General features: G+C 67.5%; 14 protein-coding genes. 8 read left to right on the top strand and 6 right to left on the bottom strand.

Going from position 1 to position 14,138, the window contains the following annotated elements; translation table 11 throughout:
• Positions 1-36: 36 nt before the first annotated feature.
• Together EJC47_RS05705 and EJC47_RS05700 are read left to right on the top strand one after the other, a co-directional pair.
• Positions 37-690, top strand: a complete 654-nt coding sequence (locus EJC47_RS05705) for a histidine phosphatase family protein (protein WP_126845918.1) — start codon at positions 37-39, stop codon at positions 688-690.
• Positions 687-1,169 (top strand): hypothetical protein, encoded by a 483-nt coding sequence (locus tag EJC47_RS05700; protein ID WP_126845916.1) that lies wholly within the window; start codon positions 687-689, stop codon positions 1,167-1,169. Before EJC47_RS05705 ends, EJC47_RS05700 begins: the two co-directional genes overlap by 4 nt.
• On the opposite strand, the gene EJC47_RS05695 is transcribed toward EJC47_RS05700, so the two are convergent.
• Positions 1,159-2,049 carry a LysR family transcriptional regulator gene (locus EJC47_RS05695; RefSeq protein ID WP_126845914.1) on the bottom strand — a complete coding sequence of 297 codons (891 nt, stop codon included), beginning with the start codon at positions 2,047-2,049 and terminating at the stop codon, positions 1,159-1,161. The two genes, EJC47_RS05700 and EJC47_RS05695, sit on opposite strands and share 11 nt — an antisense overlap.
• A gap of 89 nt (positions 2,050-2,138) precedes the next feature.
• Here EJC47_RS05695 and EJC47_RS05690 point away from each other — a divergent pair, with 89 nt between their 5' ends.
• The 3 genes from EJC47_RS05690 to EJC47_RS05680 all read left to right on the top strand — a co-directional run bounded on the left by EJC47_RS05690 (position 2,139) and on the right by EJC47_RS05680 (position 5,301).
• Positions 2,139-3,104 (top strand): NAD-dependent epimerase/dehydratase family protein, encoded by a 966-nt coding sequence (locus EJC47_RS05690; protein WP_126845912.1) that lies wholly within the window; start codon positions 2,139-2,141, stop codon positions 3,102-3,104.
• Between the two features lie 32 nt (positions 3,105-3,136).
• Positions 3,137-4,345 (top strand): 23S rRNA (adenine(2503)-C(2))-methyltransferase RlmN, encoded by a 1,209-nt coding sequence (rlmN, locus tag EJC47_RS05685; protein WP_260591487.1) that lies wholly within the window; start codon positions 3,137-3,139, stop codon positions 4,343-4,345.
• Positions 4,346-4,539: 194 nt separating this feature from the next.
• On the top strand, positions 4,540-5,301 hold the full coding sequence (locus EJC47_RS05680) for a sulfite exporter TauE/SafE family protein (RefSeq protein ID WP_126845910.1): 762 nt from the start codon (positions 4,540-4,542) through the stop codon (positions 5,299-5,301).
• Here EJC47_RS05680 and EJC47_RS05675 read toward each other — a convergent pair.
• From EJC47_RS05675 to EJC47_RS05665, 3 genes are read right to left on the bottom strand one after another with little or no spacing between them, the layout of a single operon-like run.
• Entirely contained in the window at positions 5,292-5,639 is a 348-nt protein-coding gene (locus tag EJC47_RS05675) for a cytochrome C nitrite reductase (RefSeq protein ID WP_126845908.1), read from the bottom strand. The two genes, EJC47_RS05680 and EJC47_RS05675, sit on opposite strands and share 10 nt — an antisense overlap.
• Positions 5,636-6,829 carry a molybdopterin-dependent oxidoreductase gene (locus tag EJC47_RS05670; RefSeq protein WP_126845906.1) on the bottom strand — a complete coding sequence of 398 codons (1,194 nt, stop codon included), beginning with the start codon at positions 6,827-6,829 and terminating at the stop codon, positions 5,636-5,638. Before EJC47_RS05670 ends, EJC47_RS05675 begins: the two co-directional genes overlap by 4 nt.
• Entirely contained in the window at positions 6,822-7,412 is a 591-nt protein-coding gene (locus tag EJC47_RS05665) for an NADPH-dependent FMN reductase (protein WP_033966586.1), read from the bottom strand. Before EJC47_RS05665 ends, EJC47_RS05670 begins: the two co-directional genes overlap by 8 nt.
• Before the next feature lie 213 nt (positions 7,413-7,625).
• On the opposite strand from EJC47_RS05665, the gene EJC47_RS05660 reads away from it, so the two are divergent.
• From EJC47_RS05660 to EJC47_RS05650, 3 genes are read left to right on the top strand one after another with little or no spacing between them, the layout of a single operon-like run.
• Positions 7,626-9,773, top strand: a complete 2,148-nt coding sequence (locus EJC47_RS05660; RefSeq protein ID WP_126845904.1) for a transglycosylase domain-containing protein — start codon at positions 7,626-7,628, stop codon at positions 9,771-9,773.
• 41 nt (positions 9,774-9,814) lie between these two features.
• Entirely contained in the window at positions 9,815-10,816 is a 1,002-nt protein-coding gene (locus EJC47_RS05655; RefSeq protein ID WP_126845902.1) for a threonine aldolase family protein, read from the top strand.
• Positions 10,813-11,730: a DMT family transporter gene (locus tag EJC47_RS05650; RefSeq protein WP_126845900.1), complete on the top strand. Its 918-nt coding sequence runs from the start codon at positions 10,813-10,815 to the stop codon at positions 11,728-11,730. Before EJC47_RS05655 ends, EJC47_RS05650 begins: the two co-directional genes overlap by 4 nt.
• Here EJC47_RS05650 and EJC47_RS05645 read toward each other — a convergent pair.
• Together EJC47_RS05645 and EJC47_RS05640 are read right to left on the bottom strand one after the other, a co-directional pair.
• Complete coding sequence (locus EJC47_RS05645; RefSeq protein WP_126845898.1) at positions 11,640-12,476, bottom strand: NAD(P)-dependent oxidoreductase; 837 nt, start codon at positions 12,474-12,476, stop codon at positions 11,640-11,642. The two genes, EJC47_RS05650 and EJC47_RS05645, sit on opposite strands and share 91 nt — an antisense overlap.
• Position 12,477: 1 nt before the next feature.
• Entirely contained in the window at positions 12,478-14,082 is a 1,605-nt protein-coding gene (locus EJC47_RS05640) for a M28 family peptidase (protein ID WP_260591486.1), read from the bottom strand.
• Positions 14,083-14,138: the final 56 nt, after the last annotated feature.

Genomic DNA, 14,138 nt, shown 5'->3' with positions numbered 1-14,138 from the left:
GTTGCTTTTGCGTCACACGGGGTTGAAAGGCAGGCCATGGATTCCAACGCCCAGATGCCGCCACGAAAGGGCCGCGATTTCATCGCCCGCCACGGTGAAACGGTGTTCAACGCCGCCGGACGGTTGCAGGGCGACCATGCCCATACCCCCCTCACCCGTGCCGGTTTTGCCCAGGCCGACGAAATGGGACGGGCACTGCGGGAAAAATTGGGGCCGCGCCCGCCGCTGGCGCTATGGGCCTCCCCCACCGGACGCGCGTTGCAGACGCTCGCGGTGATCGCCGAGCATCTCGAACTCGACTGGCATGCGGCGCGTACCGATTCGCGGCTCGTCGAAATCGACATGGGCGCGTGGGGCGGGCGCTATTACGCGGATCTCGCGGCAGAGGGTGCGCGCGTGGTCGATCGGGATGCCGGCCTGCTGTTTCCCGCACCCGATGGCGAAACCTATCCCGAAATTGCGGCGCGCGTGTCCGGCTGGCTGGCGGATACCGCCGCCGATCATGGCGACCGGCTCGTCATCATGCACGGCATTTCCAGCCGGGTACTGCGCGGGGTGATGACGAACGCTGCGGACGCACCCGGCTATGGCGCACCCGCAGCGCCCGGCCTGCCACAGGGGTCGGTCGTGATGATCGATCGCGGCATCGAAAGCGTGGTGCATCTCGGCCTGGGGCACGCGCCTGCATGAAGCGCCGGGTGGCGGTTTTGCTGGTGCTGATCGCCGCCCCCGCCGCCGCGCGCGAATCGCTTGGCGTGTTCGATCGCTGGGGGGCCTTTACCGATCCCTCTCCGCTGCGCTGCTACGCGATCGCCGCCCCGGCGCAATCGGGCGGAGCGTCCGCCTGGCGCCCCTTTGCCAGCATCGCCAGCTGGCCGGGGCAAGGCGCGCGCAACCAGCTCCACATCCGCCTCAGCCGCGAACGCAATCCGCAATCGCGCGTCACGCTGTCGGTGGGCGAGCGGCGCTTCGATCTGGTCGCGGGCAATGCCGACGCCTGGGCCCCCGACGCGCGCACCGATGCCGCGATCGTCACCGCGATTCGGTCCAGCCGCAGCATGAGTGTCGAGACGCTCGCCAAAAGCGGTGCGCCCTTTGCCGATGTCTATGCGCTGCGCGGAGCCGCAACCGCCATCGACGCGGCATCGCTCGGCTGCCTCAGGCGCTGATATAGGCACGCAGGCCGGCGACAAGATGATCGAAGGTCGCCCGGATCCGCGCAACGCCACGCAGATCCTCATGCGCAACGACCCAGGTGTCGAGCGCCACCGCTACGGTATCGGGCAAGACCCGCACAAGATCGCGATCGCGCGCCGCCAGCCCGATCTGGCAAAAACCGATTCCCAGGCCTGCGCGAATGGCCGCGAGCTGGGCCAGGTCGTTATCGCTGCGAAAGCCGAAACGCTCGACGTCGATCGGCCAGCCTTGCGCCCGCATCCCGCGCAAGATGGCATTGTCATGCTCCACGCCGATGATGCGATGCCCGGCGAGCTCGGCAACGCTGTCCGGCGTCCCGTACTGGGCGAGATAGTCGCGCCGCGCGTGCAGGCCGAGCGGCACATCGCCGACGCGCTGTGCGACCAGCGCGTCTTGCGTCGGGCGGACCATGCGTACCGCGATATCGGCCTCGCGCCGCAAGACATCCTCATTGCGGTTGGTCGGCGACAAGTCGATCATCAAGCCCGGATGCGCACGTTGTAACCCCGCAAGGATCGGCGGCAGCACCTCGACCGCGATGATCTCGCTCGCCGAGATGCGCACGCGCCCGGCGACCTCGGCCGAAACGCTCGCCGCGCGGACGAAGGCGGCGGCGGCATGGTCCATCGCCTCGGCATGGCCCGCCACCGCGCGGCCTGCCTCGGTTGGCTGCAATCCGCCCGGTGTGCGGGTGAACAGCGCTGCCCCCGTCGCCGCCTCCAGCTCGGCGATCCGCCGCCGCACCGTCGGCTGGGCGATATCCAGCAGCCGCGCCGCGCCGGACAGGCTGCCCGTCCGCAGCACGGCAAGAAAGGCGCGCTGGCGTTCCCAGTCGATCGAGTCGATGCTCATCATTTTTGTATAGGCGGCCTGGCAGTTCTTGCCAATTTTCGACAACCCCCTGGGCGCGTATCTCCATGTCGCATTAACAGGAGGCGCAGATGACCTACAAAACGGCTTTGATCTTGGGTGCCAATGGCGGCGTCGGCGGGGAAACCGCACGGGCGTTGATCGCGCACGGCTGGCAAATGCGCGCGCTGACACGAACGCCGCGCGCCGCGCAGCCTGGCATCACCTGGCTCGCCGGCGACGCGATGGACGCTGCCGCCGTGCTCGATGCCGCAGACGGCGTCGATGCGATCGTCCATGCGGTCAACCCGCCCGGCTATCGCAACTGGAGCAGGCTGGTGCTGCCAATGCTCGACAACAGCATCGCCGCGGCCCAGGCGGTGGGCGCGCGGCTCGCCTTGCCAGGCACGATCTACAATTACGATGTCGGCACCATCGCCGTCGCCATGGTGGACTCTCCGCAGCATCCGGTGACGCGCAAAGGTGCCATCCGCGTCGCGATGGAACAGCGCATCGAAGCGGCCTGTCGCGGCGGAATGCGCGCTGTCATCCTGCGCGCTGGCGACTTTTTCGGGCCGCGCCCGGGTGGCAGTTGGCTGTCACAGGGCATGGTCACCCCGGGCAAGCCGGTTACCGCCATCACCTATCCCGGCGATCGCGGCATCGGCCATAGCTGGGCCTATCTGCCCGATGTCGGCGAGACCTTCGCGCAATTGCTCGAACGGGACGCCACGCTGCCGGATTTCGCGCGCTATCATTTCGCGGGCTATTACGACCCCGACGGCACGCTGTTCCCAGGTGCCATCCGCAATGCAGTCGGCAATCCTGCGCTGCCCGTGCGGCGGATGCCCTGGGCGCTGCTGCCGCTGATCGCACCGTTCAACGCGACCATGCGCGAATTGATCGAGATGCGCACCTTCTGGCGCAACCCGCTCGCGCTCGACCATCGCGATCTGGTGGCACTATTGGGCGCGGAACCGCACACTCCGCTCGACCAGGCGATGGCCACGACGCTGCGCGCGCTGGGCTGTCTGCCGCACGAAAATCGGCGGGAGTAGAAAAAGCGGGCATTTTAGCCTATGTGCCCCGGATGCAGACAGCTCCAGTCCTCTCCATGCCCATTCCGGGGCATATCGATCCCGTACCCGTGCCGCGCGCGCTGGTGCCGCGCAGCGATGGGCGAATCGATTTGCTCGGCCTGTCCAAGGCCGATCTGCGGATGGCGCTGGAAACCTCGCAGCACGACCCCAAACAGGCGAAACTCCGCGCCAAGCAATTGTGGCACTGGATCTACAATCGCGGCGTCACTGACTTTTCGTTGATGACCGACATTTCCAAGGCCATGCAGCCGTGGCTGGAACAGCGTTTCACCATCAGCCGCCCGCAAGTGGTCGAGGCGCAAGTGTCGACCGACGGCACGCGCAAATGGCTGCTGCGCACCGATGACGGCAATGATTATGAGATGGTGTTCATCCCCGACGCCGATCGCGGCACTTTGTGCGTGTCGAGCCAGGTCGGCTGCACGCTTAACTGCCGCTTCTGCCACACCGGCACGATGCGGCTGGTGCGCAACCTGACGCCGGGCGAGATTGTCGGGCAAGTGATGCTCGCGCGCGACGCACTGGGCGAATGGCCGAGCCAGCCCGAGGGGCGGATGCTCACCAACATCGTGATGATGGGCATGGGCGAGCCGCTCTACAATTTCGACAATGTCCGCGATGGTCTGAAGATCGTGATGGATGGCGACGGCATCGGCCTGTCACGCCGCCGCATCACGCTGTCGACCAGTGGCGTCGTGCCGCTGATGGCGCGCGCGGGCGAGGAAATCTCGGTCAACCTCGCCGTGTCGCTTCACGCCGTCACCAACGAGATCCGCGACGAGATCGTCCCCATCAACCGCAAGTACAAGCTCGAGCAGGTGCTCCAGGCGTGCGCGGATTATCCGGGGGCCAACAATGCGCGGCGCATCACCTTCGAATATGTGATGCTCAAGGACAAGAATGACAGCGACGCCGATGCGCGCGAGCTGGTGCGCCTGCTGAAGAAATATGATCTGCCCGCCAAGGTGAACCTGATCCCGTTCAACCCCTGGCCCGGCGCGCCCTATGAATGTTCGACGCCGGAGCGGATCAAGGCCTTCTCCAACATCGTGTTCGATTCCGGCATCAGTGCGCCGGTGCGCACCCCGCGCGGACGCGACATCGATGCCGCCTGCGGGCAGCTGAAAACCGCCAGCGAAAAGCGGACCCGCGCCGAGCTCGACCGGCTGGCCGAGGAAAAGCAGGCGGCGCTGGGTTAACCACCCGTGTTCCTGCGCTGGCAGGAACCCAGGGTTACGGGCGTGGCGCTTGCAGCCATGGGCTCCTGCCAGCGCAGGAGCACGGCGGAGGTCTGCGAGCTGCACACCTTGCCTCGCCCGGTCGCGCGCGTCACAAACCGGTCTGGCGGAATGTGCGGCACGCTCGATGCCGGGACAAAGCCCGGCATGACGGAATGACGGTGGATCTGACGACAATCGGCCTCGCTGCAGGCGCGGGCCTTCTAGGCGGCGCGATGAACGCGCTGGCGGGCGGCGGCACCTTCGCCACCTTGCCCGCGCTGATCGCGCTCGGCCTGCCTGCCAACACCGCCAACGCCACCTCCAACCTCGCTTTGTTGCCGGGGGCCGCGACCAGCGCCTGGGCGTTTCGCGACGAATTGCAGCCGATCGGCGGGGTTCGCATCCGCTTGCTCGCCGCAATCACCTTTGTCGGCGGCCTGGCCGGCAGCGCGCTGCTCTGGGCGACGCCGACGCATGTGTTCGACTTGCTGATCCCGTGGCTGCTGCTGTTCGCCTTCGTCGTCATCACCTTCGGCAAACGCGCCGCCGATGCGCTGCACAGCCGCGTCACGATCACGCCGCACATGCTGGTGGTCGTGCAGGCGGCGCTCGGCATTTATGGTGGCTATTTCGGCGGCGGCGTCGGGTTGATGACCACCGCCGTCTATGGCCTGCTCGCGGGCGTTTCGCCGCGCGCCCTGTTCGCGCCGCGCACCTTGATGCTGGCGATCGCCAATGCCGCCGCCGCGATCGTGTTCATTCTCGCCGGGCTGATCGCCTGGGCCGCGTGCCTGCCGATGCTGGTCGGTGCGATCTTCGGCGGCTGGATCGGCGCGCATATCGGCAAGCGCCTGCCACACGGCGTGGTGCGCGGCTGGACCTTGTTCGTCACCGGCGCGACCACCGTGGTGTTCTTCTGGCGCGCCTATTTCTGAAGCGCGAGCAAGGCCGCGACGATCTTGCCGTCATCCTTCTCGTCGATGGTCGCTTTATACGCGCTGCGCATCTTGGTGATTTCCGCCTGCCATTGCTCGGGCTTGAGCCGGGGCTGGCTCAGGATCAAATCGGGCGAATGGCAGGCGGTGCAATTGACCGTCACGATCTCTGCACTGGCGGGCAGCGTCACCGTCTCGTCGGGCAAGGTGATGCTTTGCGAGGTCAGCGCGATCGGCTCGCCCGCGCCGCGCAGCGACTCGGGCGTGGCATAGCGCTCGCACCCCGACAGCAGCGCCACTGCGGCCAGCGCGCCGATCGATCCAAACGGTCGCATCATGCTTGCATCACCTTCGCCGTCTCGATGCTGTTGCGCATATAGCCACCGGGGTTCCAGATCGGATCGAAGCCTTGCGTTTCGCCGCTGGTGTTGGTGGCCCGCACCGCCACCGTCTGCGCACCCGGCGGGACGGAAGCCGCCCAGCGCCGGAAGCCATAGCGCCCCGCATCGGGGCCAAGCTGCGCCGGATGCCAGCTCTTGCCGCCATCGATCGACCAGTCGACCTTGGCCACCCCGCCCGCGCCGCCCAGCGCTACACCGCGCACGCCGCCCGCATCGGCGCGCGTGAAGAAGGCACGCGGCAGCATCCGCCCGATCGGCACGGTCGGAAAATCCTTGGCCCCCGGCACCACGTTTGCGCGCGGGGTCGCCGGGATGCGATAGGCCTTGTCCATCCAATAGCCGGTGTCGGGCGCGGCGAGCACGGTGATGCGGTCAAGCGCCTTGACCCAATAGGTCGAGAACCAGCCCGGCACGATCAGCCGCAGCGGAAAGCCGTTGAGCAGCGGGAGTTGCGCACCGTTCATGCCGTACGCCACGATCACCTCATCGGCGCGGGCATGGTCGATCGCGAGCGACTTGGCGAACCACGGCGCATCGCCCGGTGGACGATCGAGCCCGGCAAACTGCACTTGCACGGCCCCCGGCGCAACGCCCGCACGCTCCAGCAAATCGCGCAAGCGCACGCCGGTCCACAGCGCATTGCCAATCGCGCCATTGCCCCATTGCGCGCCGGGCACGCGCGGGGCGAACAGCCCCCGTGAATTGCCCGAACATTGGTTGACCGCCGCGATCTCGACTTGCGGCAGCGACTGTAGCTGCTTGAGGCTCAGCGACAGCGGGTGCTTGACCGCCCCGCCGACCTGCAAGCGGAAGCTGTCGACATCGACCGACAGCGGAATATCGGCATAATGCCAGCGCACGAAGAAGCGGTCGTTCGGGGTGAAGGTCGATGCGCCCAATTCCCCGTCAAACGCCGCCATCGGCGTTTCGAGCAGCGGCGCGCGCACGCGCTGCAGGATCATGCCGCGCTTGCCCGGAAAAGCATCGGTCAGCGGGCGGCGGCCGTCGCCCTGCGAAAAGCCAAGATCGACCAGGGATTGCGCCCACAGCGGGCTGCTCGCCAGCGCGCCCGCGCCGAGCGTCAGCGCGCTGCGCCGCGCGATGGGTTGGCGGAGCCACTCAGCCATGCTGGATCGCCAGCGGCGCAAAGCGCGCGACTTGCTGCCCGACCAGCGAAAGCTGTTCGATCACGGCGGGGTCGCTCGCCCCACCCTCGGCATCGAATTTGGTGAGTTGCGTGTTGACCGCCGCCGCGAACGGCGTCGGCCAGCCGCGCAGGGCATGGACGATCGAGCGCAGCGCGGCGATGGTGCTGCCCGTCGCCTGCCAGCCATAGGCCGTCGCGATCAAGCCGACCGGCATATCGGCCAGATACGGGCGATGCGGATCGCGCGCGGTTTCCTCGAGCAAGTCGAGCGCATTCTTGACCACGCCCGAAATGCTGCCGTGATAGCCGGGCGAGGCGATGATCAGCGCCGAGGCTTGCCGCACGGTATCGACGAACTCGCGCTCCTGCGGGGTCCGCGTCGTCGCTCTTGGATCATAAAGCGGCAGCTGCGCCATGTCGGCACCGCCGAACATGCGCGTGCGAAAACCTTCGCGTGCCGCCGCGTCCAGCGCGATCGCCAGCGCGCGCTCGGTCGAGGACACCCCTCCGATCGTGCCGCCAATCCCGACGACAAGGGGCAGATCGGGCGCGGAATCGGCCATCGGGGAAATCTTTCGCAGCGGGGCGGCACACGGCCACGGTCCGCGTTCGATAGCGGGCGCGCGCGCCGGGCTCAATCGCCAACTGGGGCCCGATCGGCTCCCCCTCGCGCCTTGCCCCCCGCGCTGCTACACCCGGCATCGATGCGTGACCCTTGCTTGCACGATCTGTTTTATATGAGTAACACACGCTTTCGGTGTAGCGGGATCTAGTCCATGCGTTCCTATCCCTTCGATCCGGCCGATCGGCCGCAGCGCGCGGACGATGCGCTCGAGCTGACCGGCGGTATGCCGCCGCCCGAACGTCATGGGGGGCCGAGCTACCAGGCCGAGGGCGAGCCCTACGCCGACGAGGACGACGGCTATACGACCACCCTGCCGGTGGTGCAGCGGCCCAACCGGCTGCGCTGGGTCATGCGCGGCATCGCCGCGCTGATCGTATTGTTCGTGTTCGCGGTCGGCTGGCTCGCGGTCACCGCGCCCTTGTCGAAATCGCTGCAACCGCCGACCCCGCCCAGCATCACGCTGCTCGCCGATGACGGCACGCCGATCGCGCGGCGCGGCGCGATCCTGGGGGCACCGGTCGATGCCGCCAAGCTGCCCAAAAACGTCACCAACGCCTTCCTGGCGATCGAGGACCGGCGTTTCCGCACGCATTGGGGGATCGATCCGCGCGGCATCACCCGCGCCTTCTTCCACAACATCACCTCCAAGGGCCGCGATCAGGGCGGCAGCACGATCACCCAGCAGCTCGCCAAGAACGCCTTTCTCGATTCGGATCGCACCGCCGCGCGCAAAATTCGCGAAGTGATGATCGCCTTCTGGCTGGAGGCGTGGCTGACCAAGGATCAGATCCTCTCGCGCTACCTGTCGAACGTCTATTTCGGCGACAACGTCTATGGCCTGCGCGCCGCCGCGCGGCATTATTTCGGGCGGACGCCGGAAAATCTGTCGATCGGGCAGGCAGCGATGCTGGCCGGGCTGGTCAAGGCCCCGTCCAAACTCGCCCCCACCATCAACCTGAAGGGCGCGCGCGATCGTGCCGCTCTGGTCGTCGCGGCGATGGTCGATGCGGGTTTCCTCGATAAAGCCGACGCGGCCGAAGTCCGTCCAGCGCGACCGATTGCCGATCATACCCAGGTGCTGCCCAACGGCACCTATTTCGCCGATTGGGTGCTGCCCGAGGCGCGCGATCGCGCGGGCGAAATCGCAACCGAGACGACGGTACAGACCACGCTCGACCGCCGCCTGCAACGCGCCGCCGAACATGCGGTGCGGCGTGCGGGCTTGCGCCAGGCGCAGGTCGCGCTGGTGGCGATGCGCCCCGATGGCCGCGTGGTCGCGATGGTCGGCGGCAAATCCTATGCCGACAGCCCGTTCAACCGCGCGACGCAAGCCCAGCGCCAGCCCGGCTCCGCCTTCAAGCTGTTCGTCTATCTGGCGGCGATGCGCCACGGCATGACGCCGGATTCGGTGATCGACGACAAGCCGATCACCATCGCCAATTGGTCGCCCAAAAATGCCGATGGCCGCTATCTCGGGCCGATTACGCTCCGCCAGGCGTTCGCGCGCTCATCCAACGTGGCGGCGGCACGCATCACCCAGCAAGTCGGCGTTGCCAATGTCATCCAGGCGGCGCGCGATCTCGGCGTCACCTCGCCCATCCCCAATGAAGCGACGATCGCGCTCGGCACGTCGAGCATGTCGCTGCTCGAACTGACTTCGGCTTATGCCGCGATTCTCGCCGAACGTTATCCGGTCCACGCGCACGGGCTGGAGGCGGCTCCGGCGGAGCACGGGATCATGGCCGCGCTCACCGATCGCACCCATTCGCTCGATGGCACCATCCATGACGAGATGCTCGATCTGCTCTCCGCCTCGGCCGAGACGGGCACCGGGCGCGCCGCCGCTCTGTCGGTCAAGACCTATGGCAAGACCGGCACCACGCAGGACAGCCGCGACGCGCTGTTCGTCGGCTTCGCCAATGGGCTGGTGGTCGGCGTGTGGGTCGGCAATGACGACAACACCCCCAATGCCGGACTTTCCGGCGGTGGCATTCCGGCGCGGGTGTGGCGCGATTTCATGCAGACCGCGCTCGGTGTCGGCCCCGCCGCCGCGCCCGAGCCGGTCGAAGAGGTTGATCCCGATGCGGGCAATTCGCTCGGCGATGCGCTGGAAAACTTCCTCGATCCCAGCGCGATCCCCCCGGTCGAGGGCGAGATTCCGGGCGTCGGACGGATACGGTTGCGCAATGGCGAAATCGACTTCGCGCCCAGCCGCCCCGACCAGCGCGACCGCCGCCGCGACGCCCCCGACGATCGCGCACCGCGCCGCGACCAGAGCGATCCGAACCAGGACCAATAGCGCCGGTTGACGCCGGGCAAGCACGCCCGCATTGCTGTGCCATGCGCTTCTTCTCCGACAACGCCGCCCCCGTCCACGCCACCGTCCTCGCCGCCATGGCCGACGCCAATGTGCTCGACACCGCATATGACGGCGATGGCTGGAGCAAACAGCTCGACGCGCGTTTTTCGGAGCTGTTCGAAACCCCGGTGCGCGCCTTGTGGGTGCCCTCGGGCACAGCGGCCAATTGCCTCGCGCTCGCAGCCTTGTGCCCGCCGCATGGCGCGATCGTCTGCCACCGCGACGCGCATATCCAGAATGACGAAGCCGGCGCGCCCGAATTCTACACCCACGGTGCCAAATTGCTGCTGGCCGAGGGCGAGGGCGCGAAGCTGACCCCCGATTCGATCCGCGCCCTGCTCGATGCGACGCGCACCGACGTCCATCAGGTGCAACCACATGCGATTTCGATCACCAACGCCACCGAATATGGGCTGGTCTACACCCCCAATGACGTCGCCGCGATCGGCCAGCTCGCGCGTGAGCGTGGGCTTGGGCTGCATATGGACGGTGCGCGCTTCGCCAACGCCGTCGCGCATCTCGGCTGCGCGCCCGCCGACCTGACGTGGCGCGCCGGGGTCGATGCGCTGAGCTTCGGCTTTATCAAAAATGGCGGGATGAGCGCCGAGGCGCTGATCTTCTTCAAGCCCGAGCTTGCCGCCGCGACGCTCTATCGCCGCAAGCGCGCCGGGTTGCTGTTGTCCAAAGGCCGCTATCTCGCGGCGCAATTGCTGGCGATGCTCGACGGCGATCTGTGGCTCGATCTGGCGCGGGGTGCCAATGCCGGGGCGGCCTTGCTGGCGCAGGCTGCGGGCGACCGGCTGGTCAACCCGGTCGAGGCGAACGAAGTGTTCCTGCGCGTCACCGCCGCCGAGGCCGAGGCACTGCGCGCACTTGGTTTCGATTTCTATGACTGGGGTCCGGGCGAAGCGCGACTGGTGGTTTCGTGGAATCAGCGCCCCGAGGACATCCGCCCGCTCGCCGATGCGATCGCCGCGCTTTGAGCGGCGATCCGCCCCCCAATTCGAGCCGTCTCGCGATCCTGATCCCGTTCGGCATCGTCACGCTGATCTGGGGGTCGACCTGGCTGGTCATTCGCGGGCAATTGGGCGTGGTGCCGCCAAGCTGGTCGGTCACCTATCGCTTCCTCATCGCCGGGATCGTGATGCTCGGCTATGCCGCCGTCCGGCGCGAGCGCGTCCAGCTCGATGCGCGCGGCTGGGGCTTTGCCGCCTTGCTCGGGCTGATGCAATTCTGCCTCAACTTCAATTTCGTCTATCGTGCCGAGGCGCATATCGCCTCCGGCCTGGTGGCGGTGGTGTTCGCGCTGATGCTGTTGCCCAACGCCTTGTTCGGGCGCATTTTTCTCGGCCAGCGGCTCGGGCGGCAATTGCTCGTCGGGGTCGGCGTGGCGATGGTCGGGGTCACCCTCCTGTTCCTGCGCGAAATGCGGATCGATCCGCATGGTCCCGGCGAAGTGATGACCGGGATCGGCTTTACGACGCTGGCGATCTTCTCCGCCTCGACCGCCAATGTCATGCAGGGCACGCGCACCGCGCGCGCCTATCCGATGATCCCGACGCTCGGCGTGGCCATGCTGATCGGCGCGTCGTTCGACGCCGCCTTCGCCTGGGTGACGACCGGGCCACCGGTGATCGAGCCGACTTTACCCTATCTCGCCGCCACGCTCTATCTCGGCGTGTTCGCCTCGGCGATCGCCTTCCCGCTCTATTTCGGCGTGCTCCGCGTGATCGGCCCGGCCAAGGCGGCCTATTCGGGCGTGCTCGTCCCCGTCATCGCCATGTGCCTGTCGACGCTGTTCGAGGGCTATCGCTGGTCGCTGCTCGCCGGGGCAGGCGCGGCGCTGGTGATCGGCGGCCTGATCATCGCGCTCAGGGCACGCAGACCCGCGCGGTAATCGGGGTAGAGCGGTCTCCAGCCGAGCACGCGCTTCGCCTTGCCGTTGGCCACCCGCCGATTCTCGGCATAGAAACCGCGCGCCATTGGCGACAGCGTCTCCAGCGGCACGAAGGCAGGCGCGGCGAGCCCCAACAGCCGCGCCGCGAACGCCACCACCGCATTCTGGCTGGCGGGGAGATCGTCGGCGAGATTGTATACCCCCCGTGGCCCATCGAACCCCGCGATCACCCCGCGCGCTATGTCGTCGACATGGCAACGGCTGAACACCTGGTCGGCGACATCGACGCGGTGCGCCATACCGCTGGCGACACGATCGAGTGGCGACCGCCCCGGACCATAAATACCCGGTAAGCGAAACACCCGAGCGCCGATCTCCTGCCACGCGGCATCGGCTTCGGCCCGCGCATTGCGGCGACCGCTGCCGATCGCGGCGCTCTCATCGACCCACGCCCCGCCAGCATCGCCGTAAACCCCGGTCGAGGACAGGTAGCCGAGCCACGCCCCGCTCGCGCGCAGGGCCGTGCCATAGGTGACCAGCACCGGATCGACCTCGCCCGCAGGCGGCACCGAGGAGAGGATATGCGTCGCCGCGCCCAGTTCCAGCGCAACCGCCGCGCCATCATCGAAGCGGATCGTACCGTCGCGCCCGTCGCGCGTGGTGCCGACCACCACTCCGCCCGCAGCGCGCACCCGTGCCGCCAGCATTTGCGCGGTATAGCCGAGCCCGAAGATCAGCAGCCGCACATCATTTCGCCCCATAGCCATTGTACAGCAACCCGAAGAAATCGCCCTTGTTCCAGCGCGGCCGCGCATCGCCATCGGCAATCGCGCGCGCGATCGCATAATTGGCATCGACGAAACGAATGCCCTGCGCCCAGTCGATCGGCTGCGACAGGTCATCGGCAGGCTGATGATAGCGATGCGCGAAGAATTCCGCGGTCGCCGCCTTGCCCGGCCCCTTCTGCCCCGGCCACAGGAACACCGAGGGCACGCCCTGCTGCACGAAGCGATAATGGTCCGATCGCACGAAAATGCCCTGCACCGGATCGGGATCGGGCGACATCGTCACCCCCAATGCGCCCACCGCCTGCGCGACGATCGGCCCCAAGGTCGATCGATCGGCCCCGAACACCGTCATGTCTTCAAAGGCGTAGGACAGGATCGGCATATCGAGATTGACGTCGGCGACGATGCTGGAGATCGGCACGGTCGGGTGCTTGGCGAAATAGTCGGAGCCGACCAGCCCTTTTTCCTCCGCCGTCACTGCCAGGAACAGGATCGAGCGACGCGGGCGCTTGCCCGACGCCTTGAAGCGCTTGGCTTCCTCGATCAGCGAGGCGATGCCGACCGCATTGTCCTCCGCGCCATTATAGATCGTGTCGCCCTTGGCATCGGGCCGCCCGACGCCGAGATGATCGAGATGCGCCGACAGCACGACCACTTCCTTGGCGAGCTTTGGGTCGCTGCCGGGCAGCATGCCGGCGACATTGCCGCTGCCCATCGGCTCGAACGCGGTCTTCAGCGACACCGTCATGCTGACGCCGAGCGGCTCCGCGCGGAAGACGGCCTCGCGGTCGGCCGCGCTTTTGACGATCTCGCTCCACGGCGTCGCCCCGCCCGCGAACAGCTTGGCCGCCCCGGTCGCGCTCAGCGTCGCCAGCACCGGCGCGCCGACGGTCTCGCCCGTGCCATTCGCGCACGCCCAGGTCGTGCGCGGCCGGTCGAAGCCCGCCCCGCCCCCCGGCAAGGGACCACGCGTCAGCACCACCACGCCGGCCGCGCCATGCTGCGTCGCGATCACCGCCTTGGTCGCCACGCTCTGGAAATGCGCGCGTTCCTCGCTCTGGAAGCTGTTCGGCGCGCCCGCGAACAGCGCGACGATCTTGCCGCGCACATCCACCCCGGCATAATCGTCGCGGCGATAAGTGGGCGCGACCAGCCCATAGCCGACGAACACCACCGGCGCATCGAGCGCGGTCTGCGCGGCACTCGCCACCGCGCCCGGCACATAATCCTCGCCAAAGACCAGCGTGCGCGGGCCCGCACCCGCGCCGGTGAGCACGACATCGCCCTTATCGGCGGCGCGATAGGTGACCAGCGGCACCTTCTGGATATAGCTGCCCGCATCCCCGGCCGGCTTCAGCCCGGCGGCAAAGAATTGCGCCGCGACATATTCGGCGGCGATCCTATATTCGGGGCTGCCCGCCTCACGCCCACGCAGCGCGTCGGAGGCGAGGAACAGGACGTGCGCCTTCATCGCCGCCTGATCGTCGGGCAGCGGGGCCTGTTGCGCAAACCCCGCGCTTGCGCTTGCCAGCGCGATCAAGCCCGCAATCCAGATCTTCATCATCGTCCTTTCCAGTCTCGCCCCGCTACCACAGCGATTCGGGCGCGCAAATCGGGCGA

The sequence above is a fragment of the Sphingomonas sp. TF3 genome (assembly GCF_003985085.1).
GTDB lineage: Bacteria > Pseudomonadota > Alphaproteobacteria > Sphingomonadales > Sphingomonadaceae > Sphingomonas.
Note: the sequence above shows the minus strand (reverse complement) of the source record. Positions and strands in the feature narration are given on the sequence as shown.

Bases quoted from the DNA above. Each gene is read 5' to 3' on its own strand.
- EJC47_RS05665 (WP_033966586.1), bottom strand. From the start codon at position 7,412: ATGGCCGATTCCGCGCCCGATCTGCCCCTTGTCGTCGGGATTGGCGGC.
- EJC47_RS05655 (WP_126845902.1), top strand. From the start codon at position 9,815: ATGCGCTTCTTCTCCGACAACGCCGCCCCCGTCCACGCCACCGTCCTC.
- EJC47_RS05680 (WP_126845910.1), top strand. From the start codon at position 4,540: ATGACGGTGGATCTGACGACAATCGGCCTCGCTGCAGGCGCGGGCCTT.
- EJC47_RS05695 (WP_126845914.1), bottom strand. From the start codon at position 2,049: ATGAGCATCGACTCGATCGACTGGGAACGCCAGCGCGCCTTTCTTGCC.
- EJC47_RS05675 (WP_126845908.1), bottom strand. From the start codon at position 5,639: ATGATGCGACCGTTTGGATCGATCGGCGCGCTGGCCGCAGTGGCGCTG.
- EJC47_RS05690 (WP_126845912.1), top strand. From the start codon at position 2,139: ATGACCTACAAAACGGCTTTGATCTTGGGTGCCAATGGCGGCGTCGGC.
- EJC47_RS05670 (WP_126845906.1), bottom strand. From the start codon at position 6,829: ATGGCTGAGTGGCTCCGCCAACCCATCGCGCGGCGCAGCGCGCTGACG.
- EJC47_RS05640 (WP_260591486.1), bottom strand. From the start codon at position 14,082: ATGATGAAGATCTGGATTGCGGGCTTGATCGCGCTGGCAAGCGCAAGC.
- EJC47_RS05660 (WP_126845904.1), top strand. From the start codon at position 7,626: ATGCGTTCCTATCCCTTCGATCCGGCCGATCGGCCGCAGCGCGCGGAC.
- rlmN (WP_260591487.1), top strand. From the start codon at position 3,137: ATGCAGACAGCTCCAGTCCTCTCCATGCCCATTCCGGGGCATATCGAT.
- EJC47_RS05700 (WP_126845916.1), top strand. From the start codon at position 687: ATGAAGCGCCGGGTGGCGGTTTTGCTGGTGCTGATCGCCGCCCCCGCC.
- EJC47_RS05705 (WP_126845918.1), top strand. From the start codon at position 37: ATGGATTCCAACGCCCAGATGCCGCCACGAAAGGGCCGCGATTTCATC.